16 protein-coding genes and 1 other annotated feature are annotated in these 22,156 nt (G+C 35.9%); of the genes, 9 read left to right on the forward strand and 7 right to left on the reverse strand.

Going from position 1 to position 22,156, the window contains the following annotated elements; translation table 11 throughout:
* Positions 1-10: 10 nt before the first annotated feature.
* The 5 genes from cobA to ACP3TL_RS10980 form a co-directional block, all read right to left on the reverse strand.
* Positions 11-784: a uroporphyrinogen-III C-methyltransferase gene (gene cobA / locus ACP3TL_RS10960; protein WP_285326633.1), complete on the reverse strand. Its 774-nt coding sequence runs from the start codon at positions 782-784 to the stop codon at positions 11-13.
* Between the two features lie 23 nt (positions 785-807).
* Entirely contained in the window at positions 808-2,517 is a 1,710-nt protein-coding gene (gene cysI / locus ACP3TL_RS10965) for an assimilatory sulfite reductase (NADPH) hemoprotein subunit (protein ID WP_069832269.1), read from the reverse strand.
* A gap of 20 nt (positions 2,518-2,537) precedes the next feature.
* A complete protein-coding gene (locus tag ACP3TL_RS10970; RefSeq protein WP_069832270.1) occupies positions 2,538-4,361 on the reverse strand; it encodes an assimilatory sulfite reductase (NADPH) flavoprotein subunit in 1,824 nt (607 codons plus the stop codon).
* Positions 4,362-4,692: 331 nt separating this feature from the next.
* The gene (locus ACP3TL_RS10975) at positions 4,693-5,421 is read right to left on the reverse strand and encodes a phosphoadenylyl-sulfate reductase (RefSeq protein ID WP_069832271.1); all 729 of its coding nucleotides are present in this window, start codon (positions 5,419-5,421) and stop codon (positions 4,693-4,695) included.
* Positions 5,422-5,832: 411 nt separating this feature from the next.
* Positions 5,833-6,978 (reverse strand): globin domain-containing protein, encoded by a 1,146-nt coding sequence (locus ACP3TL_RS10980; protein WP_069814921.1) that lies wholly within the window; start codon positions 6,976-6,978, stop codon positions 5,833-5,835.
* Between the two features lie 291 nt (positions 6,979-7,269).
* Here ACP3TL_RS10980 and ACP3TL_RS10985 point away from each other — a divergent pair, with 291 nt between their 5' ends.
* Positions 7,270-8,874 carry an amidohydrolase gene (locus ACP3TL_RS10985; protein WP_285326626.1) on the forward strand — a complete coding sequence of 535 codons (1,605 nt, stop codon included), beginning with the start codon at positions 7,270-7,272 and terminating at the stop codon, positions 8,872-8,874.
* 305 nt (positions 8,875-9,179) lie between these two features.
* On the opposite strand, the gene ACP3TL_RS10990 is transcribed toward ACP3TL_RS10985, so the two are convergent.
* On the reverse strand, positions 9,180-10,025 hold the full coding sequence (locus ACP3TL_RS10990; protein ID WP_069832273.1) for a ParB/RepB/Spo0J family partition protein: 846 nt from the start codon (positions 10,023-10,025) through the stop codon (positions 9,180-9,182).
* 180 nt (positions 10,026-10,205) lie between these two features.
* Positions 10,206-10,582: a binding site (T-box leader), on the forward strand.
* 62 nt (positions 10,583-10,644) lie between these two features.
* Between ACP3TL_RS10990 and ACP3TL_RS10995 the strand changes: the two genes are divergently transcribed.
* The 8 genes from ACP3TL_RS10995 to ACP3TL_RS11030 all read left to right on the forward strand — a co-directional run bounded on the left by ACP3TL_RS10995 (position 10,645) and on the right by ACP3TL_RS11030 (position 20,858).
* Positions 10,645-11,748 (forward strand): aminotransferase class I/II-fold pyridoxal phosphate-dependent enzyme, encoded by a 1,104-nt coding sequence (locus ACP3TL_RS10995; RefSeq protein WP_069832274.1) that lies wholly within the window; start codon positions 10,645-10,647, stop codon positions 11,746-11,748.
* Positions 11,745-12,920, forward strand: a complete 1,176-nt coding sequence (metC, locus tag ACP3TL_RS11000; protein ID WP_069832275.1) for a cystathionine beta-lyase MetC — start codon at positions 11,745-11,747, stop codon at positions 12,918-12,920. Before ACP3TL_RS10995 ends, metC begins: the two co-directional genes overlap by 4 nt.
* Positions 12,874-14,715, forward strand: coding sequence for a bifunctional homocysteine S-methyltransferase/methylenetetrahydrofolate reductase (locus tag ACP3TL_RS11005; protein ID WP_069832276.1), 1,842 nt, complete (start codon positions 12,874-12,876; stop codon positions 14,713-14,715). Before metC ends, ACP3TL_RS11005 begins: the two co-directional genes overlap by 47 nt.
* A complete protein-coding gene (metE, locus tag ACP3TL_RS11010) occupies positions 14,709-16,955 on the forward strand; it encodes a 5-methyltetrahydropteroyltriglutamate--homocysteine S-methyltransferase (RefSeq protein WP_285336792.1) in 2,247 nt (748 codons plus the stop codon). Before ACP3TL_RS11005 ends, metE begins: the two co-directional genes overlap by 7 nt.
* 24 nt (positions 16,956-16,979) lie before the next feature.
* Complete coding sequence (locus tag ACP3TL_RS11015) at positions 16,980-17,720, forward strand: cyclase family protein (protein WP_069832278.1); 741 nt, start codon at positions 16,980-16,982, stop codon at positions 17,718-17,720.
* Between the two features lie 316 nt (positions 17,721-18,036).
* Positions 18,037-18,477 (forward strand): LytTR family DNA-binding domain-containing protein, encoded by a 441-nt coding sequence (locus ACP3TL_RS11020; RefSeq protein WP_069832279.1) that lies wholly within the window; start codon positions 18,037-18,039, stop codon positions 18,475-18,477.
* On the forward strand, positions 18,474-18,935 hold the full coding sequence (locus tag ACP3TL_RS11025; protein ID WP_069832280.1) for a DUF3021 domain-containing protein: 462 nt from the start codon (positions 18,474-18,476) through the stop codon (positions 18,933-18,935). Before ACP3TL_RS11020 ends, ACP3TL_RS11025 begins: the two co-directional genes overlap by 4 nt.
* A 99-nt stretch (positions 18,936-19,034) precedes the next feature.
* Positions 19,035-20,858 carry an assimilatory sulfite reductase (NADPH) flavoprotein subunit gene (locus ACP3TL_RS11030; protein ID WP_069832281.1) on the forward strand — a complete coding sequence of 608 codons (1,824 nt, stop codon included), beginning with the start codon at positions 19,035-19,037 and terminating at the stop codon, positions 20,856-20,858.
* A gap of 108 nt (positions 20,859-20,966) precedes the next feature.
* On the opposite strand, the gene ACP3TL_RS11035 is transcribed toward ACP3TL_RS11030, so the two are convergent.
* On the reverse strand, positions 20,967-22,151 hold the full coding sequence (locus tag ACP3TL_RS11035; protein WP_069826325.1) for a thiolase family protein: 1,185 nt from the start codon (positions 22,149-22,151) through the stop codon (positions 20,967-20,969).
* Between the last annotated feature and the right edge of the window lie 5 nt (positions 22,152-22,156).

A 22,156-nucleotide genomic window follows, 5' to 3' on the forward strand; every position in this document is an offset into this window, starting at 1 on the left:
AGACCTCCCTCTATTGATATGTTAAATTCGCAAGTGACGCTTCTGATTGTCCCGCTTCAAACCAACTGATATGTTCTCTTAATTTGACCACTTCGCCTACGACAATCATTGCTGGGTTTTCAATATCTTTGGCAACTTCAACAATGTTCATCAACTTACCAACCACTGTCTTTTGATTCTCTGATGTACCAAGCTGAACCAAAGCAACCGGTGTATCAATGGGACGTCCATGTTTAATCAATAGTTTACTAATTTCTGGTAATTTTTTGACACCCATATAAATGCACAGTGTTTCTGGACCGAGAGCAAGATGTTTCCAATACGAATCTTTATCTATATTCTTATTAATCACACCTGTAACAAAGGCAACAGATGAACTATAATCTCTATGTGTAACGGGGATACCTTCATATGCAGGTGCTGCGATACCTGATGTAATACCTGGCACAATTTCAAATGGAATTTGATGTTCTGCTAAAATTTCTGCTTCTTCTCCACCTCTTCCAAAAATAAAAGGATCTCCACCTTTTAATCTTGTAATGGTTTGACCTTTTTTCGCAAAATTCACTAACAACTTATTCGTATCTTCTTGTGATAAAGAATGACGATAAGGATCTTTCCCACAATACATAAACTTCGCTTGCGGCGATGCATGACTTAATAATTTTTTGTTTACTAGTCGGTCATATAAAATGATGTCTGCTTGTTGAATCGCTTTTAATCCCTTTACTGTGATTAAATCAGGATCTCCTGGACCCGCGCCTACTAAAAATACTTTGCTCATCTTGACACCACCTTCTCAATTTATTAGTTATGAAATACTTGACCGTCTTTAACCTCGGCTACGATGCCTGCACGTATGACGAAATCACCAAAATGTTCACCCTCGGTTCTTTCTTTCGCATATTGGATTAATATCGGTCTCAAGCTTTCTAAAATCTCAGCTTCTGCTATATTTTCTTTGAAAATTTTATTTAATCGATCGCCTGTAAATCCGCCACCCAAGTACATATTATATTTTCCTGGGCCCTTACCTATAAATGCAATTTCTGCTAATGCAGGTCTGGCACATCCGTTAGGGCAACCTGTCATTCGAATCGTAATTTCTTCGTCGTTTAATCCTGCTTCATCTAATAATTCTTCAATTTTTCCAATAAGTGATGGTAAATAACGTTCGGATTCAGCCATCGCTAAACCACAAGTCGGAAAAGCAACACATGCCATAGAATTTCGTCTTAAGCCTGTATAATGTTCGCCATCTGTCAGACTATATTCTGAGATGATTTTTTCTATTTTTGGCTTTTCACTGTCAGAAACATGCGCAATAACTAAATTTTGGTTAGGAGTTAGTCTAAAATCACCTTTATGAATTTGAGCAATTTCTCTTAACGCTGTTTTTAATTTATAGTCATCCGTATCTTTGACTCGTCCATTTTGTATAAATAGCGTGAAGTGCCATTTACCGCTGCCTTCTGTCCAACCATAGCGATCTCCATTATGGTCAAAATGATATGGTCGTTCACTTTCTAATTGCCATCCCAGACGTGCGTTTAATTCATTTTTAACCCACTCTACGCCTTTGCGATCTACTGTATATTTAAAACGTGCGTTCGTACGGTCTTCACGATTACCATGGTCTCGTTGAATCGTTAATATTTTTTCACAAACGTCCACAACTTCTGCTTTAGGAAAATAGCCAATCAGCCGACCTACTTGAGGATAGGTAGCTGTATTGCCATGTTTCATTCCCATGCCACCACCAATTGTTACATTGAAACCGACGAGTTCGTCTTGTTCTATAATGGCAATCAAACCAACATCTTGTGAATAAACATCGATATCATTCGAAGGTGGCACTGCAATACCAATCTTAAATTTACGTGGAAGATACGTTTTACCGTACATTGGCTCAGGTTCTGCATCACTCGTATCTAATACTTTCTCACCATCTAACCAAATTTCGTGATAAGCTTGCGTCTTCGGTGACAAGTGTCGACTGATGTCATTCGCAATTTGATTAATTTCTCCATGTACATGAGACTGATAAGGATTCGGATTACACATCACATTACGATTCACGTCACCACAAGCTGCTAAAGAATCTAGTAATGCCTGATTTATACTTTGCATAGAACTTTTTAAATTTTTCTTTAAAATGCCATGAAATTGAAATGCTTGCCTTGTCGTAAGTTTGATTGTTCCATTGGCATAAGTATTCGCAATATCGTCCATCGCAATCCACTGTTCAGCCGTTGAAGCACCGCCTGGCGCACGTACTCTAATCATGAAACTGTATGCCGGTTCTAATTTTTGCTTACGACGTTCATCTCTAATATCTCGGTCGTCCTGCATATAACTGCCATGAAACTTTAAAAGTTTTGTATCATCTTCTGTAATCGAACCAGTAATTCTATCTGCTAAACCTTCAACAATCGTGCCACGGAGATAATTACTATGCTCTTTGATACGTTCTAATTCATCGAGTCTGTCAGAAAAGCTTACATTCGTTTCAGCCATACATTATCCCTACCTCTCTTTTAATAAACATCTCTTTGATAACGTTTTTCTTTTTTCATTTGTGTAAGATACGCTTCGGCATCCGTTTCAGACATGCCGCCTTCTTGTTCTAATACGTAGCGAATCGTTTCATGCACATCTTTAGCCATTTGTTTTTCATCACCACATATATATAATGCAGCGCCATTCATTATCCATTCGTAAAATGTTGCACTTTGTTCAGCAATACGATGTTGCACATAAATTTTTTCTTCTGAATCGCGTGAAAATGCTACATCTAATTTGCTTAATACATCATCTTTTAACCAAGTTTGCCATTCCGTTTGATATAAAAAATCTGTAGTAAAGTACTGTTCTCCGAAAAACAGCCATGTATTACCAGTTAATCCAAGTTCCTCTCGCTCTTGAAGATATGATCTAAATGGTGCAACTCCGGTACCTGGGCCAATCATTATCACAGGTATTTCTTCGTTAAATGGAAATTTAAAATTAGGATTCTTCTTCAAATAAACCGGTATACTATCTCCAGGTTGTAAGCGTTCGGCTAATTGTACGGAACAAACACCATCACGTTCACGTTCGTGAGCCTCATACCTTACTGCACCGACTGTAATATGCACTTCATCTGGATTTGCTTGAAAACTACTTGCAATAGAATACTCTCGCGGTGGTAACTTTCTTAACAATTGATGTAATGACTGTGAATTAAATCGACTCGGTGGAAAATCTGTTAATAAATCGATTAAGTCTCGACCTTCTATGTAACTTTGTATCCATAACGTATCCTCTACTTGCTCGGTTAATGTCGTATTTTCAAATAACGTTGAGGCTTTTAGCACTAAGTTCTTTGTTAATTTAGTAATTTCAAAATGGTCTCGTAATGCTTCTTCGAGTGTGAGCTTGTCACCATTCGAATTAATAGCAATTTCATCTTGAGCATGCCAACCTAAAGTTTCAATAAGTAATGCCACAATATTCGGATTATTTTGTGGCACTACGACTAAGCAATCACCTGGTTCATATGTCTCACCATAGTCATCTAGTAAAAACTCAATATGCCTTACTTCCTTGTTAGACCCTCGGCCGTTCAAATTGATGTTCTCCAATACTTCTGCTTCATATGGATTCGACTTGGAGTAACGCTTTTCTTTTGTAGCCTGTGCTGTTTCTGCTAGTATTACTGATTCTTTATGACTCGATGATTGGTTGAGTTGTTGAATATTTTCATTCATCCAGGCTTCAGCTTGCTCATCAAAATCTAAATCACAATCACGTCTTGCTACTAAACGTTCTCCGCCTAATTCTAAAAATCTAGCATCAAAGTCTTTCCCTGTTTGGCAAAAGAACTCATATGATTCATCTCCAAGAGCAAGTACTGAATAACGTACACCTTCTAATTTAGGCGCTTTTCTGCCATGTAAAAATTCATGAAATGTAAGTGCATTATCTGGTGGATCACCTTCACCATGCGTAGCTGAAATCACAAATAAATCTTCTACTTTTTTCAAGTCTTTAGGTTTAAACTCGTCCATTGCAGTCAATTTCACAGTGTAGTTATGTTCTACTAATCGATCTGCAAAAATTTCTGCCAAACTTTGCGCATTACCAGTTTCTGAGCCATAAAGTATTGTTATATTTCTATCAATATTGTCTTCTGACTCACTATTTAATACATATTCTGCTACTTGCTGTGGGGCTTCAGCATCACTGACTAAAGTGTTTTGATATGCTGAAAGATAACCACTCAACCAAACTTTTTGTTCTGTGGTTAAAATGCTAACAACCTGATTGAGTTGGTCTGCTTGATGCTCATTAAATGGACTATTTGATACAGATAAATTCACCGCAAGTTCACCTCTTTTTTGTTTTTATGGGAGTGGGACAGAAATCTAATTTTTCTAATAAGATTTCGTTGTATGAGCCCAGACCGGCAAGGATGACTAGAAAATGAAATACAAGGGCTGAAGCTCCTGCATAAGCATATTTTCAATTCAGTCAGCTATTGCCAATTTAATAATTGAGTTTGAGATATATATTCATGTCCTAAGCTCATGTCTGAAAAACAGCTCTATATCTTACTCATAATATATTTATTGAATAAATAATGCTTTCATTCTATACCTATCCGATGTGTATACTAAGGATTAATAGTAAAAAAAAGAATCTTAATCTAAATTATGGTTTTTCAGTAGTATGAAGACCACATTCTGTCTTGTTAGAATTACTCCATCTACCTTCCCTTGAGTCTCCGGAAGTTGAAACTGCTGATGTACAAGGTATGCAGCCAATACTCGGAAAATTAAAATCATGTAGTTCGTTATAATGTAATTCATGTTTTTTAATATAATGCCATACATCATCCCAGGTCCAATGAATAAGCGGGCACACTTTTACTGATTTAAATCTTTCATCTTTGTTTACATAATTTGTAAATTGACGACTTGGCGATTGTTCTCTACGCAATCCTGAAACCCAAGCTGTAGCACCTGATAGCACTTCTTCCAGTGGCTTAATTTTACGTATGTAACAACATTGATTAGGATCATTTTTCCAAAGTGCAGAATTGAATTGCTCTGACTGCTCATCTAGTGTTAATTCTGGCTTTTTAAGCTTGATATTCAGTTCTGGATAACGCATTTTCACCCTCTCGATTAAATCATAGGTTTGTTGAAAATGAAGATCAGTATCTAAAAATACGATTTCAGCATTTTTTCTAACACTATAAATTAAATCAATTAAGATCATACCTTCCGCACCAAAGCTACATGCATAAACTATCGAATCACCATACATTTCATATGCCCATGCGATAACCTGACGTGCGCCTTTAGTTTCATCTGAAATATTTAAGTCACTAAAAGCGTCGGTTTTAAAGTGCTCATATGTTATTTTTTCCTCTGACATTAATGGGTTCATCCCCTTTCTTTAATGTGCTGTGTTTAAAATTCATATCATTTTTAGTCTTTAGAATTATTCGAAAATAATTATGATACATACTTTACTCATTGTAATTTTTTATGTCAAGCGTACTTTTAAACTATAGTTTCTATTAAAAACAGTATAATTTTGTTAAATGTAAGCGTTTAACATGGCGTGTTCAAAATGTTTTCGATAATTATTTTTAAATAATAATGTAATTTTCATTAACAACGTTGTAAAACACGTTGCATCAACATTTCTTATTTTTTAAAAATATTTTTCTTATTTTAATTATTATAAGATCATAATTTATTTTTAATCAAATGACAAAAGCGCCAATAACAATTAAATGTCATTGGCGCTAGTTCATAAAATAAATTCAATTTTATCTAATAATTATGCTGAAAAACTAAGTCTTGGAATAAATGTTTCGAAATGAATATTATCCATTGGCACGCCAATTGTTTGTAATTCAGAAATCATTGCTTTTAAGAATGAATCGCCACCACAAATATAAATTTCTGTTTCATTATCTACATATTGTTGTAGTTGTGCTACTTCAATAAAGCCGTCTTCATCACGGAAATGTGTGTCAAAACGTGCAAATGAAGCGCGATCAGAAATATCGTTTAATTTGTTTTCAAAAGCGACATTTTGCGCATTAGATGTTGATTGTAAGAATGTTGACTCTAAACCTGCGTCGACCGCTTCTTTATACATAGAGACAAGTGGCGTAACGCCCACACCTGAACCTAAGAATAATTGTTTATTTTCTTTATTCGCTAAAGCAAAACCACCTACTGGCGCAGATAAGCTTAACGTATCTCCAACTGACACTTCATCGTGTAGAATTGTTGATACTTCACCTTCATGCGCTTCAGTAACATCTTTTCTAACTCCAAATGTTAAGAAGTCTTTACCACCATCAACGATAGAGTAATGTCTCTTAGCTTGGTAAGGTAGTTTTTCACTCGTAATATCTACAGTAATATATTGACCAGGAACAAATTGACTTAAATCAATATCCTCTGATTGAATTGTAAATGCTTTAATAATCTCAGTTTCTTCAGTGATTTCAGTAACTTCAAATGGTTTGAAACCATCCCAAGCCATATTACTGTAAACTTCTTTTTCTAAACCGATAAACGCATCAGCAATTTCTCCATAAGCTTTAATCCATGTTTGGATAATTGGATCTTCATCTTCAAGACCAGTCACTTCTTCAATCGCCCATATTAAATTTTCACCAACAATTGGGTAATGTTCGGGTTTAACTTGTAATGCACAGTGTTTGTATACAACAGGCATAATCGCTGGAACAATCGGTGACAAATCTTCGATATTTTCAGCTGCTGCTAATACAGCCATTGCAAGTGCTGAAGATTGTAATCCTCTTTTTTGGTTAGTTTGATTAAATACATTTTTTAATTCTGGATGTTGTTCAAAGAGTCTCTTATAAAAAATTGATGTAATCGTTTGTCCTTTATCTTTTAGTAATGGCACTGTTTCTTTAATTGTTTGTATCTCTTCTTGAGTTAACATATTGGCCCTCCTAATTTTTTGTATATATCCATTATTATACGAACTTCAATTACTTACAATAAATTGAAACTTATTTCACACAACATTTACATTCTATGTTCATAAATTTGTAACTATTTTCTGTTTTTTAAAAATAAACAATGCGCATAACATGAATTTAAAACTTATACTACTTAAAAACTTATATTTTAAACTAATAAATTTCTCTTTAAAATATGTTATCAATTGAAATTACTTTTTTTCAAGATTAGTATATGTAATGGATACAAAAGACACGTAGGAGGCTTTACTTTGAAATTTTCAAAAATAGTAAATGCAATGATTTTGAATATGGAAGATAACGAACCATTTTTAGGCACGCTAATATTAAATGACGGTGTCATCTCTGACATTGTGCCACAAGAAGCTATCGTAGAAGATGACAGTGCGCTAGACTTGGAACAACAATGGATTACACCTGGTTTTATAGATACGCACAGTCATCCGACAGGCTATGGTTCAACAAAATTAATGGTAGATTGTGCTGCTTCTGACATTCTAAACATCACAGACTTAATTAATAAATTTAATGACAATAAGCATAGCTTAACTAACAGCGGTTGGTTGATAGGTTACGGTTATAACGAAAAAGCTTTAACCGAACAACGTCATCCTAATCGTTTTGACTTAGACCAAATTTCTCAGGATACTGCAATTGCGATTATGCATTACTCTGGTCATATGGCTACTGTAAATACCAAGGCACTTGAAGTTATGGGTGTTAACCTAACAGACGATAATCCAGAAGGTGGTTATTACCAACGAGATTCAGAAGGCTATGTCAACGGTGTGCTTATTGAATTGCCAGCTACTGTTAAATTAAGAGCAGCACTACCTAAAGCTACAGCAGATAGTTTCGCTTATAGTATGAATTTAGCAATTGATGATTATGTAAAAAATGGTATAACGAATACGTCTGATTTACTCATCGGCAGTAATGGGTACGCAGACTATGAAGGCATATTAACATTCTTAAACGCACCTCAACGTATCCGCACACGCTGGGTGATTACGCATGAATTATTGGAAAAACATCCTGAATTTAAAGACGTCCATGCCGAAACACTTGATCGTACTTTTCAACAGCATAGTGATCGTATGAGTCATTTAGGCGGCGTAAAATTCTTTAATGACGGATCTATTCAGTTACAAACTGCTTCTATAAGAGGCACTTACTTAGATGGCGCAACACCACCTGAACCTTTAATGTCACAAGATGTGATGACAGAAAAATTCAAACATTTTCAGCAATTAGGCTTTAATATTATTACCCACGCAAATGGTGATTATGCAGCCAAATCTGTAATAGAAGCTTATAAGGATACAGCAGCGTATAAAACAAATGCTTTGCGCAATAGAGTTGAACATTTACAAACAGTAACACGTTCAGATATTAAAGAAATGGTAGAGCATCATATTGGAGGCTCTTTCTTTATTAATCATGTGTATTATTTTGGTGACTTACACCGTGATGTCTTTTTAGGCAGCGATAAAGCGCAAAATTTAGACCCAGTTAAATGGGCAGAAGATGAAAACATGGTGTTTACTTTGCATACGGATGCGCCAGTGACACCGATTTCTCCTTTAGAATCTATTCAGATTGCTGTTGATAGAAAAACTAAAAACGGTGAGATACTTGGTTCCCACCAATGTTTATCTCGCAGCTCTGCATATAAAAAGATGACTGCAGATGCAGCGCGTTTAAATCATACAGAAGACTACGAAGGTACAATTAAAGTTGGACATGTTGCAGACTTTGTCATACTGAATCGTAATCCTCTCGAGGAAGATGTAACACTCGATAACAACTTAATTGAAGCAACGATTTGTAACGGGAAATTAGTCTATAAAAAATAGTAGCACCTATGGATGATGTGTATTGTTTGAAAGACTCCTTATGAGAATGGCATCCATCTCAATGCCACAGTCTCAAACCATATCCACGGAAAGCGCGCACCACAATACGAAACATTGATATAAAAAAGGGCATGTTGAACTCAAAATTCAACATGTCCTTTTTTAGTGATGCTATATTTAACATTTATCAAAATGTTGACGAGTCGCATGAGGAACCAGCACGAGCCAAAGACTGCAAGCTGAGTCAGTGTCCTAGGCAAGTCAGTCTAAAATTACAGTGTTTTATTCCTCACATATGAAGTAAGTTAATCATTATTATATTTCTCATTTAATTGATGGATTAATCTTTTAAATTCAGCTTCTGATTTAAATTCAAAAGTGATGTTTCCTTTTTTATTATGTGTAGAAATAGAAACGCTTGAACCATATTGTTCTTTAAGTTGTCTTTCTTGTTGTTGAATAAACTTAGGTTTTGAAGCTGCTTTCTGTGTTTTCGTCTTTGTATTTTTTTCATTATAATTCTCATTTACGTATTGCTCTAAATAACGAACACTCCAAGACTCCCGGGAGACTTGCTTGGCGATTTGACGCATTTTTTGTACATCTTTTACAATTAATAAGGTACGTCCATGCGCACCAGATAGTGTACCTTCTCTTATCATATTCGATACGTCTTTAGGTAACTGTAGCAAACGCAGCATGTTCGCAATATAAGGTCTAGATTTACTTAAACGCGCTGCAACTTCTTGTTGGGTTAGCTTTAAATCATCCATTAATTGACGATAGCTTTCTGCTTCTTCAATGACATTGAGATCTTCGCGTTGTAAATTCTCAATAATGGCAAGTTCCATCATATCTTCATCAGTTAGTGCTTTAACAATTGCGGGCACTTCTGTTAACCCTGCTATTTTTGCCGCTCGGTAACGTCGTTCACCTACTACAATGTGATAACCCGTAATAGTCTTTCTTAATACGATAGGTTGTAAAATACCGTGAAGTTTAATCGATTTTGCTAAGTCATTTAAACGTTCCTCATCAAATGTTTTACGTGGTTGATAAGGGTTCGCTTTAATAGTCGTTACTTTAACTTGTTGAATTTGAGCATCTTCTTCTAATTGTAATCTATGATCTTTTGAATTTTCGATTATCATACACCTACTTTCCTCATCCAATATCTCTTTACGTATTTAATATATTCACAGTATATCATCACTCTCATGACAGTAAATATACATGGAAAATAATTTGTTTACTCTAAATTTTCAGATAAGTTGTTGACAAAAAGTATTTTGGTGTGTAATCTAAGGTATATCAAATACGAATTACACATACGAAACACAGTAATAGGGAAAGTAAAACTTACACTGCTGACACAGAGAGTCTTTGTTCGCTGAAAGAAGACACGGAAAGAAAGTTTGAAAATGGCCTTTGAGTGTTGATACCAATATGAGGCGTCAACGGGATCGCCCGTTATAGCGATACAGTATTAACATTTTGTTAAATGGCGTACTGGATTAAATCCACGCGTCGTATATTTCGTTAATACTCATTTTATTCATATAAGATGAGTTTTTTAATTTCAACGAAGATACGATGTCACTATTCAGTCTTTGTTGCCTATTCAACAATTTGGCGTACTGGATAAGGTTACTTTAGTGATAGAGTAACAAACAAAGGTGGTACCGCGAGCTAAGCTTTCGTCCTTTATATCCGATTATTCGGGTGTAAAGGACGGAAGCTTTTTTTATTTTTAAAAGGAGGTTATCTATTATGAAAAATACTGAACTGGCACAAATTGCTTTGTCACAAGATCATACAGGCGCAGTTGCAAATCCAATCTATTTATCAACAGCATACCAACACCCTCACCTAGGCGAATCAACTGGTTACGACTATACAAGAACGAAAAATCCAACTCGCTCAGCATTTGAGGAAGCTTTTGCAAAACTAGAACGAGGTACTGCTTCATTTGCAACTTCAAGTGGCATGTCAGCCATTCAACTTATTTGTAACTTATTCAAAACTGGTGACGAAATATTGGTATCTTTCGATTTATATGGTGGCACATTTAGACTTTTTGATTTTTACGAGCAACAGTACGGTATTCATTTCAAATATGTAGACTTCCTTAATTATGAAGAAGTAGAACAAAGTATTACTGAAAATACAAAAGCACTATTTATAGAACCAATTTCTAATCCACAAATGATAGATGTTGATATTGATCCGTACTATATCTTAAGTAAAAAATTCAATTTACTAACAATTATAGATAATACATTTTTAACACCTTATCTTTCAACGCCACTCGAGGATGGTGCAGACATCGTCTTACATTCTGCTACAAAATATATAGGTGGTCATAACGATGTACTTGCTGGTGTTGTCACAGTGAATGACGATGCGCTAGCAGAACAATTAGCACAGTTACACAATATGATTGGTGCTACACTATCACCTTTCGATAGTTATTTACTACAACGTGGTTTAAAAACACTACACATCAGAATGGATCGTTCAGAACATAACGCTAAACTACTCGCAGAACGATGTAGTAACTTAGACGCAATTGATAAAGTACTTTATAGCGGACGCACTGGCATGTTGAGCTTACGTTTAAACAAAGCTTATAAAGCTGATAAATTCTTAGAACATTTAAAAGTTTGTTTATTCGCCGAAAGTCTCGGCGGTACTGAAACATTCATAACATTTCCATATACCCAAACCCATGTAGATATGCCAGATAAGGAAAAAGACAAACGCGGCATTGATGAACATTTACTTAGATTATCTATCGGAATTGAAAATTATGAAGATATTGAGAAAGATATCATACAAGCATTACAAACATCTAACCAAGGAGTGATTTCATGAGTTTATCAAAAGAGACAGAAGTAATATTCGATGCACATAGAGGTACTGATTATGATTCAGCGAACCCTCCTTTATATGATTCTTCTACGTTTCATCAAAAAGTGTTAGGTGGCAATGCAAAATACGACTACGCACGAAGTGGTAATCCTAATAGAGCATTATTAGAAGAAAAATTAGCCAAACTAGAAGGTGGCAGTCATGCATTTGCTTATGCTTCAGGTATCGCCGCAATTTCAGCAGTATTGCTTACGTTAAATGCTGGTGATCACGTTGTCCTACCTGATGATGTTTATGGTGGCACATTCAGACTAACTGAACAGATTTTAACACGTTTTAACATTCAATTTTCAACAGTAGATACGACAAACTTAAATGAGATAGAAGATGCAATACAAGACAACACAAAACTGATTTATGTGGAAACACCATCTAATCCATTATTCAAAATTACAGATATTAAAGGTGTTGCGCACATCGCCAAGCAACATCAACTCTTACTCGCAGTGGATAACACATTTATGACACCACTTGGTCAATCACCATTAGCACTTGGTGCAGATATCGTTGTTCATAGTGCAACGAAGTTCTTAAGTGGTCATAGCGACATTATTGCCGGTGTAGCGATTACCAATAATCAAAGCGTAGCAGATGCACTTTATTTATTACAAAATGGCACTGGCACAGCATTATCCGCCCACGATAGCTGGACTTTAGCCAAACATTTGAAAACGTTGCCAGTGAGATTCAATCAATCTGTGGAAAATGCGCAACAACTTTATGAATTCTTAGCTCAGCGCGATGAAATTGCTGAAGTATATTACCCGGGAAATGACGACTTACATTTATCACAAGCACGTCATGGCGGTGCAGTATTAGGATTTAGATTGAAAGACGAAACCAAAGCACAAGCATTTGTAGACGCATTATCATTACCACTCGTATCTGTAAGTTTAGGCGGCGTAGAAACAATCCTTTCACACCCAGCTACAATGTCACACGCAGCAGTACCTAAAGAAGTACGCGAAGAACGTAACATTACATTTGGATTATTTAGATTAAGTGTTGGTTTAGAATCTGCAGATGAATTAATTTCAGATTTAAATTACGCAATTAAGGAGGCTTTCAATGAGTCAACTCATCGACAAACTGAAGAACAACATATTAGTAGCTGACGGCGCTATCGGCACAATTCTTTACTCTGAAGGCCTAGATACTTGTCCCGAAGCTTACAACTTAACACATCCTGAGAAAGTAGCACATATCCATCGTTCTTATATTGAAGCCGGTGCAGATATTATACAGACCAATACGTATGGCGCAAATTTTGAAAAGTTAAAAGACTTTGGCTTAGAACATAAAGTGAAAGAAATTCATCAATCTGCTGTAAAAATCGCACAAGAAGCTGCAAAAGATGACACATTCATATTAGGTACTGTTGGAGGATTTAGAGGCGTTAAACAAGAAGATTTAGGTCTATCTGCGATTCAATATCATACAGAAATTCAAGTGGATACTTTAGTAGAATCTGGCGTAGATGGTTTACTCTTTGAAACTTATTACGACTTAGAAGAACTTACAAATATTATAAAAGCGACAAAACGTAAACACGATATACCGATTATTGCGCAACTCACTGCTTTGAATACAAATTATTTAAGAGATGGTACAGAGATTAATACCGCGTTACAACAAGTAGCAGCAAGTAGCGCTGATATTGTGGGGTTGAATTGTCATCATGGCCCCCACCATATGCAACAGTCATTCTCACATATTGAGTTACCAGAAGGCGCATACTTATCGTGCTATCCGAACGCAAGTTTGCTTGATATCGAAAATAGCCAATTCAAATACAGCGATAACGCTGAGTATTTTGGCAATGTAGCACAGAAACTTATTAACGAAGGTGTTCGCGTCATTGGTGGTTGTTGTGGTACAACACCTGAGCATATTCAATTCATTAAATCATCCATAGCTAATTTAAAACCCGTAACAGATAAAAATGTAATACCGATCACAAAATATACAAGTACTTCATCTAAAAAAACACAATCTCAGAGCCTAACATCAAAGGTAAAGCAACGACCGACGATTATAGTTGAATTAGATACACCGAAGCACTTAGACACAGATACATTTTTCAGAAATATCAAAAAACTTGATGATGCCTATATCGATGCAGTCACATTAGCCGACAATTCTTTAGCAACCGTAAGAATTAGTAATGTCGCTGCAGCAAGCATTATTAAACAACAATACGATATTGAACCATTAGTGCACATCACTTGTCGCGACCGCAATCTTATTGGATTGCAATCACACTTATTAGGGCTATCACTACTAGACATCAATGAAATATTAACTATTACAGGTGACCCTTCTAAGATAGGCAACTTACCAGGTGCCACAAACGTATACGATGTAAACTCCAAAGGTTTAACCGAAATTGCATTACGTTTCAACCAAGGTATCAACACAGATGGTGATGCGCTGAAGACAAAGACAAACTTCAACATCGCAGGTGCCTTTGATCCAAATGTAAGAAAATTAGACGGTGCAGTAAAACGCTTAGAAAAAAAATTAGAAAGTGGTACGCACTACTTTATTACACAACCAGTTTATAGCACTGAAAAAATTAAAGAAGTCTATGAAGCAACCAAACATTTAGATGTTCCCTTCTTTATCGGGGTTATGCCAGTGACAAGTTATAATAACGCAATATTTTTACACAACGAAGTGCCTGGCATTAAATTATCAGAAGAAGTGTTAGAACAATTTGAAGCCGTTAAAGATGATAAAACAAAAACAAAAGAATTAAGCTTGAAACTATCCAAAGAACTGATTGACACAGTACATGAATATTTTAATGGCTTGTATTTAATTACACCATTCCAAAAAGTAGATTACACATTAGAACTTGCAGCTTATTCAAAATCAATTACTTCAACTAAACAGGAGGCAATATTATGACTATTAAAACATCAAACTTAGGTTTTCCAAGATTAGGTAGAAAAAGAGAGTGGAAAAAAGCAATCGAAGGTTACTGGTCTAAAAAATTAGATTTAGATACATTACACCAGCAATTAACAGATTTGCATAAAGAAAATTTATTACTACAAAAAAATTACAATTTATCAAGTATTCCTGTCGGTGATTTTTCACTTTATGATCATATTCTTGATACGTCTTTACTCTTCAATATTATTCCTGAACGTTTCCAAGGTAGAGACATAGATGATGATTTATTATTCGATATTGCTAGAGGTAATAAAGAACACGTTGCAAGTGCCTTAATCAAATGGTTCAACACAAACTATCACTATATCGTTCCAGAATGGGATCATGCAGAACCGAAACTTAATCACAATGTATTATTAGAACGCTTTAACTATGCAAAATCTTTAAACGTAAACGCACATCCAGTCATTGTAGGTCCAATTACATTTGTTAAATTATCTAAAGGTGGCGACCAATCTTTCGAAGAAAAAGTAAACACACTACTACCTTTATATAAAGAAGTTCTACAATCATTAAAAGATGCTGGGGCTGAATATATTCAAATCGACGAACCTGCATTAGTGACAGATGATAGTGCAGATTATGAAAGTATTACACAAGCAGCATATGCATATTTCGCTGATGCTGGTTTAGAAAATCATATCGTGATACAAACTTATTTCGAACGCGTTAATTTAAAGTTTTTAAACAGCCTACCAGTTAAAGGGCTCGGCCTAGATTTCGTTCATGACCATAACTTTAACCTTGAACAAATTAAAGCTGGCGATTTTGATAAAAACAAAACACTTTATGCAGGTATTATCGATGGCCGTAATGTTTGGGCTGCCGACATTGAAGCTAAAAAAGAACTCATCGACACTTTACAAAATTATACAAATGACCTTGTTATTCAACCATCAGCGTCGCTATTACACGTTCCTGTATCATTAGATGATGAAACACTTGAAGATTCAATTGCCGAGGGTTTAAGCTTAGCTACTGAAAAATTAGACGAATTAGATGCTTTGAGACGCCTATTTAATGACAATGATGCTGAAAAATATAATGAATTAAAAGCACGCTATAATCGTTTCCAAAACCAATCATTTAAAAATCTTGAATATGATTTTGATAGCGTACGCACTTCAAGACAATCTGCTTTTAAAGTACGTAAACAAGCACAAGACAAACGTCTTAATTTACCAGATTTACCAACGACAACAATCGGTTCATTTCCACAATCTCAAGAAGTACGTAAATACCGTGCGGATTGGAAAAATGACCGCATCTCAGATGAAGATTACCAATCATTCTTAAAAAATGAGATTTCACGTTGGATTAAAATTCAAGAAGATATTGGTTTAGACGTCTTAGTCCATGGTGAATTTGAACGTAATGATATGGTTGAATTCTTTGGTGAAAAACTACAAGGTTTCTTAGTAACTAAATTCGGCTGGGTACAATCATACGGATCGCGTGCGGTGAAACCACCTATCATTTATGGCGATGTGAAATGGGCTGAACCTCTTACAGTGAAAGAAACGCTATATGCACAAAGTTTAACAGACAAGCCTGTAAAAGGTATGCTCACTGGACCTGTCACAATTCTGAACTGGTCATTTGAACGCGTAGACTTACCGCGTGAAGAAGTACAAGATCAAATTGCACTCGCTATTAATGAAGAAGTATTGGCACTTGAAAATGAAGGCATTCAAATTATTCAAGTAGACGAACCTGCTTTAAGAGAAGGTTTACCGCTTCGTTCAGAATATCACGAAGACTATTTAAACAAATCTGTACATTCTTTTAAACTTGCAACATCTTCCGTGGCTGATGAAACGCAAATTCATACGCATATGTGCTATTCGCAATTTGGACAAATCATACATGCAATCTACGACTTAGATGCAGACGTGATTTCTATTGAAACATCTCGTAGCCATGGTGACTTGATTAAAGACTTCGAAGATATTACTTACGATTTAGGTATTGGTTTAGGGGTATATGATATTCATAGTCCACGTATTCCGACTGAATCAGAAGTTACAGAAGCAATCCACCGTGCCTTACAAGAAATTGACCGTTCGCTATTCTGGGTCAATCCAGATTGCGGCTTGAAGACACGTAAAGAAGATGAAGTAAAAGAAGCATTAAGTGTCTTAGTAAATGCCGTTGATAAGTTACGAAAATCAACAAACACAGCAACAGTATAACGATTAAAAAAGGTGGTGATACACATGAGTTATCCATTATGGGAACAATTAGAGCAATTAAAATCATCAAAGTGGGTCGATTTGACCCACACATTTGATGAAACCATTCCGTGTTTCAGTGAATTTGAACGCGCTAAAGTTTCTACCCTGTTTAACGTAGCAGACGATGGCTTTTATGTTCAAAATTGGAATATAGTAAGTCAGTACGGTACACATATTGATGCACCTATTCATTTTGTGGAAAACACACGCTATTTACATGAATTAGATTTAAAAGAACTCGCTCTACCACTTGTAGTTTTAGATTTTTCACAAGAAGTAGCAGCGCATGCAGATTTTATCTTAACTCGCACACATGTCGAACAATGGGAAGCAACGCATGGAACAATAGAACCTGGTACATTTGTCGCCTTACGCAGTGATTGGTCGAAACGTTGGCCAGACATCGAACAGTTCGAGAATAAAGACAGCAATGGCGACCTTCATTTACCTGGTTGGGGCCTCGATGCTTTAAAATACTTGCTCGAAGAACGACAGGTCAAAGCCATTGGTCACGAAACATTTGATACAGATGCTTCGATAGATGTAGCCAAAAATGGTAATATTGTTGGCGAACGTTACGTCCTAGGACAAGATACATTCCAAGTTGAGCTGTTGACCAATTTAGATCAACTACCCACACGAGGCGCCATTATTTACACGATTAGCCCTAAACCTAAAGACGCGCCAGGATTTCCTGTACGCGCATTCGCTATTACACCCTAATGGCTAAATCTTTAAAATATCATTAGATATACACGAGCACCCCAAACTTAAAAGCCTAGCTATTATATATGTACAAAGATATTAAGAAATTGAGCCCTTCTGATATCTCAACATCTCCTTTTAAAATATATAAATTATACCCCCAAATCATTGCCTACCAAAAATGATTTGGGGGGTATTTATATGTGCATCTTTAAAGTTCATCCGCTTAATGTGCATTTGTTACCACTTAGTTAGCAATACTGACCGCTTAATTAAACTATATAGTATTTAATGCTCATATTTGTTTTACTTAACTTAACAGGAGGCGTTGCATATGAAGGTGAGAGTTAAATACAACAATGAACTATCAGAAGATGAAGTTATCATACAAGCTAACGAAAATGCAGAAAATTTGTCGGATATCGTGCAATACATCAAACAATTATCCAACCGAAAAACATTTACTGGGAAATATAATGATGAAATTCACTTTATAAAACAGCGAGATATTATATGTTTCAGGATGGAAAATAAAATACTAACTATATATACATCGAATCAACAATTTACGCTGAACGAAAGGCTATATACCATCAAAAAACAATTAAGTTCAAACTTCCTACAAATATCTAAATCAGAAATCATCAATATAGATTATATCGACCATTTGAAACTCAATAAAAATGGAACCATAGAAATTCGCTTTTCAAATGATGACTTCACATATTCTTCCAGAAGATACTTATCTATAATAAAGGAGGCTTTAAAACTATGAAAAGGATAATACATGGGGCAACTATAGGCGTTTCCATAGGCACGATGATTTCGTTATTATTTTCTTTTATTTTTTCACATACGCAATTTATGCCCGTTTCTCCAATATCGACGATGGGACGATTTTACTATGAACACTTCACTGAGTTACAGATTATGCTGATATCCGTTCTAATTTGGGCATGCATCGGTGTCACATTTAGTTTTGGTGAACTAATATTTTCACATACCCGCCTCTCAATTTTTAAAAAGACGGTTATTCACTTTAGTGTCATGTTGATAGTCATGTTTCCTTTAGGCATATTAGCAGGTTGGTTTCCACTCCGAATCTCGGTCATCATCGTATTTATTCTCATATATACAATGATTTACTTTATTATTTGGTTTATTGAAAGTAGGAGAGCGCAAAGAGATGTAAATGAAATAAACCAAATCATTTCAGAGAATCAAAAACATTAATCCTATTTCAATTAATTAATAAAGTAATTCAATGATGTTATGATTTAAGGACATGATGTTTACGCAAACCTCATACAATAAAAAAACGAGGTGAATGATTTGCAACTTAATGAAAACAATACCCCTTTTAATAGAGAACAATTGGAACTTATAAATCAACTTCTGCCAACATTATCTTCAAGCCAGCAACAGTGGTTGGGTAGTTATTTGCTAAATCCTGAAGAACAAGATGGTCATACGACGTCCTCAGGAGCAACTGCTGATTCAACACCTGAATCAACAACGACGGCTGAACCTTTAGAAGTAAATATTCTATTTGGAACTGAAACAGGTAATGCTGAAGAAGTTGCCGAGCAATTTGAAGCAAAATTAAAGGAACACAATTTAAACGTTCATTTGTCGGAGATGGATGATTTTCCGCTAGATGAACTGACAAATATAGATTACTTGTTTATCATATGCTCTACACAAGGCGTGGGTGAGCCCCCAATCAATGCGATAGATTTCCATGAGTTTATGCACAGTGATAAAGCCCCACAATTAGATGGATTAAACTTCTCTGTACTCGCATTAGGAGACGAAAGCTATCCCGATTTTTGTCAGGCAGGAAGAGACTTTAATGAAATCTTTGGTAAACTTGGTGGCCATCGATTAGCTGAAAGGGTAGATTGTGATTTTGATTTTGAAGAAGTAGCAGAACAATGGATCACAGATATGCTAGAGCTATTGACCAACGTTTCGCCAAACACAGATTCAAATGATGTGATAGACGATGAAGTCACAATTGAAGAACCTCATGGTCAGTATTCCAAATCAAACCCATTTCAAGCTGAAGTGATACAAAATAATGTACTGACTGAAGCCAATGCAACACGCGAAGTCAGACATCTTGAATTGTCTCTTGAGGGTTATAACGAATCATATGAGCCTGGAGATAGTTTAGTAGTGATCCCTGAAAATGATCCTGCCCTTGTTGAACACTTTATCGATACTTTAGGCTGGGACGCTGAAACACTTGTTTATGTTGATAAAGATGAACAGCAACTAACATTAAAAGATGCATTGACACATCACTTTGAAATTTCAAAAATAACACCTGCATTAATGAGCAGTGCCGCTGAATTATTCAGTAACCCAATGTTAAATGCAAATGTTCAAAATAGTGATTGGATTCAAGATTATATTTATGGTCGAGATGTCATCGATTTGATTAAAGACTTTTCACCCGTATCACTTCAACCAAAAATGTTACCGAAATTATTAAGAAAGTTACCACCTAGAGAATATTCAATCGCAAGCAGTAACAACGTTAATCCAAATCGTGTACAAATCACAGTACGTGTCGTGAAATATGAAGCACATCGCCGTGAACGTCTAGGCGTTTGTTCCGTTCAACTTGCTGAACGTATAAAACCTGGTGATCATATACCTGTTTATCTTAAAAAGAATCCAAACTTCAAATTTCCTTATGAAGAAACAACACCTGTCATTATGATTGGTGCTGGCACAGGCATTGCACCTTACAGAGCCTATCTACAAGAACGTGCACATTTAGATCTTAAAGGCTCACAATGGCTTATTTTTGGCAACCAAAATTATGATACAGACTTCCTTTATCAGAGTGATCTAGAGGGCTGGCTGAGTGACGGTGTACTCAGTAAATTAGATTTAGCTTTTTCAAGAGATACTGAAACTAAAATTTATGTCCAACATCGTATTGAAGATAATAGTGCTGAATTTTATAAATGGATGACAGCGGGCGCTACGATTTATCTATGTGGAAATAAAGATGAGATGGCTTCAGGTGTCCATCAAGCATTAGTGAATGTACTGATTAAACATGGTAATTACAGTCAAGATAGTGCAGAAGACTATTTAAGAGATTTAATTAAAAATCAACGTTATCAACGAGACGTTTATTAGTATGTATCAAGTATAACTAAGCACAGAACAATGATTTAATTCATATCAAAACCCCTTAAGCATTTATCTTACGCTTAAGGGGTTATTTATTACATATTCAAACTACGATTATCTTACATATTCAAAGATACCAGCAGCGCCCATGCCAACACCAATACACATCGTAACCATGCCGTATTTCGTATCTGGCTGTTTCTTCATTTCAGAAAGTAATCTTCCTACTAACATCGCGCCTGTTGCGCCAAGCGGATGCCCTAGCGAAATTGCACCGCCGTTAACATTCGTTTTCTCAATATCTAAACCTGTTTCTCTAATAGAGGCTAACGTTTGAGATGCAAATGCTTCGTTTAACTCAACTAAATCAATATCTTTAACATCCAAGTTTGCTAATTTCAATGCTTCTGGAATTGCATAAGCTGGACCAATACCCATTAATTTAGGATCTACGCCCACGGCTTTAAAGCCAACGAAGCGTGCAATTGGTTTCACGCCTAATTCTTTCACTTTTTCACCAGACATGACCACGACAAACCCTGAACCATCTGTTAAGGGGGCCGAGGAGCCTGCGGTCACTGTACCGTCAGCCTTAAACACTGTAGGTAATTTAGCTAAAGTTTCCTTATTTGTATCTGGTCTGATTAATTCATCGTCTTTAAATACTTCTTTCGAAACGACTGGACCATTTTGATCATAAGTGACTTTATTCACTTCAATCGGTATAATTTCGTCATCAAATTTACCTTCTTGTTGTGCTCTTGTAGCACGTTGATGACTCTGTACTGCATATGCATCCTGATCTTCTCTAGATACATTATAAGTTTCTGCTACCATTTCTGCAGTCAGTCCCATTGGATAAGAAACACCTGAATCTTCGTCCTGTAGAATTGGGTTATTCGTTGGTTCATTACCACCCATTGGTACTGCACTCATTAATTCAATACCGCCTGCTACAAGGATGTCTGCTTGATTCGCGTTAATCTGGTTTGCTGCATGTGCAATTGTTTGAAGCCCTGATGAACAGTAACGGTTGACCGTTTGTCCTGGTACTTCGTTTGGCATGCCTGCAAGTAATGCAATCGTTCTTGCAATGTTCTGTCCTTGCAAACCTTCTGGGAACGAATTGCCGACGATAACGTCTTCTACCATGCTAGGATCAAATGAACCTCCAACTCTTTCTAATACACCTTTTAATACTTTTGCTGCCACTTCATCTGGTCTTTCGTGAGCCATCGCTCCATTCTTTGCCTTACCAGCTGCTGAACGTCCATAAGCTACAATATATGCATCTCGCATTTAAG

The sequence above is a fragment of the Staphylococcus caseorum genome (assembly GCF_049943195.1).
In the GTDB taxonomy this organism is placed as follows: Bacteria; Bacillota; Bacilli; order Staphylococcales; family Staphylococcaceae; genus Staphylococcus; species Staphylococcus equorum_A.

Bases quoted from the DNA above. Each gene is read 5' to 3' on its own strand.
- cobA (WP_285326633.1), bottom strand. From the start codon at position 784: ATGAGCAAAGTATTTTTAGTAGGCGCGGGTCCAGGAGATCCTGATTTA.
- cysI (WP_069832269.1), bottom strand. From the start codon at position 2,517: ATGGCTGAAACGAATGTAAGCTTTTCTGACAGACTCGATGAATTAGAA.
- ACP3TL_RS10975 (WP_069832271.1), bottom strand. From the start codon at position 5,421: ATGTCAGAGGAAAAAATAACATATGAGCACTTTAAAACCGACGCTTTT.
- ACP3TL_RS10980 (WP_069814921.1), bottom strand. From the start codon at position 6,978: ATGTTAACTCAAGAAGAGATACAAACAATTAAAGAAACAGTGCCATTA.
- ACP3TL_RS10990 (WP_069832273.1), bottom strand. From the start codon at position 10,025: ATGATAATCGAAAATTCAAAAGATCATAGATTACAATTAGAAGAAGAT.
- ACP3TL_RS10995 (WP_069832274.1), top strand. From the start codon at position 10,645: ATGAAAAATACTGAACTGGCACAAATTGCTTTGTCACAAGATCATACA.
- metC (WP_069832275.1), top strand. From the start codon at position 11,745: ATGAGTTTATCAAAAGAGACAGAAGTAATATTCGATGCACATAGAGGT.
- ACP3TL_RS11005 (WP_069832276.1), top strand. From the start codon at position 12,874: ATGAGTCAACTCATCGACAAACTGAAGAACAACATATTAGTAGCTGAC.
- ACP3TL_RS11015 (WP_069832278.1), top strand. From the start codon at position 16,980: ATGAGTTATCCATTATGGGAACAATTAGAGCAATTAAAATCATCAAAG.
- ACP3TL_RS11020 (WP_069832279.1), top strand. From the start codon at position 18,037: ATGAAGGTGAGAGTTAAATACAACAATGAACTATCAGAAGATGAAGTT.
- ACP3TL_RS11025 (WP_069832280.1), top strand. From the start codon at position 18,474: ATGAAAAGGATAATACATGGGGCAACTATAGGCGTTTCCATAGGCACG.
- ACP3TL_RS11035 (WP_069826325.1), bottom strand. From the start codon at position 22,151: ATGCGAGATGCATATATTGTAGCTTATGGACGTTCAGCAGCTGGTAAG.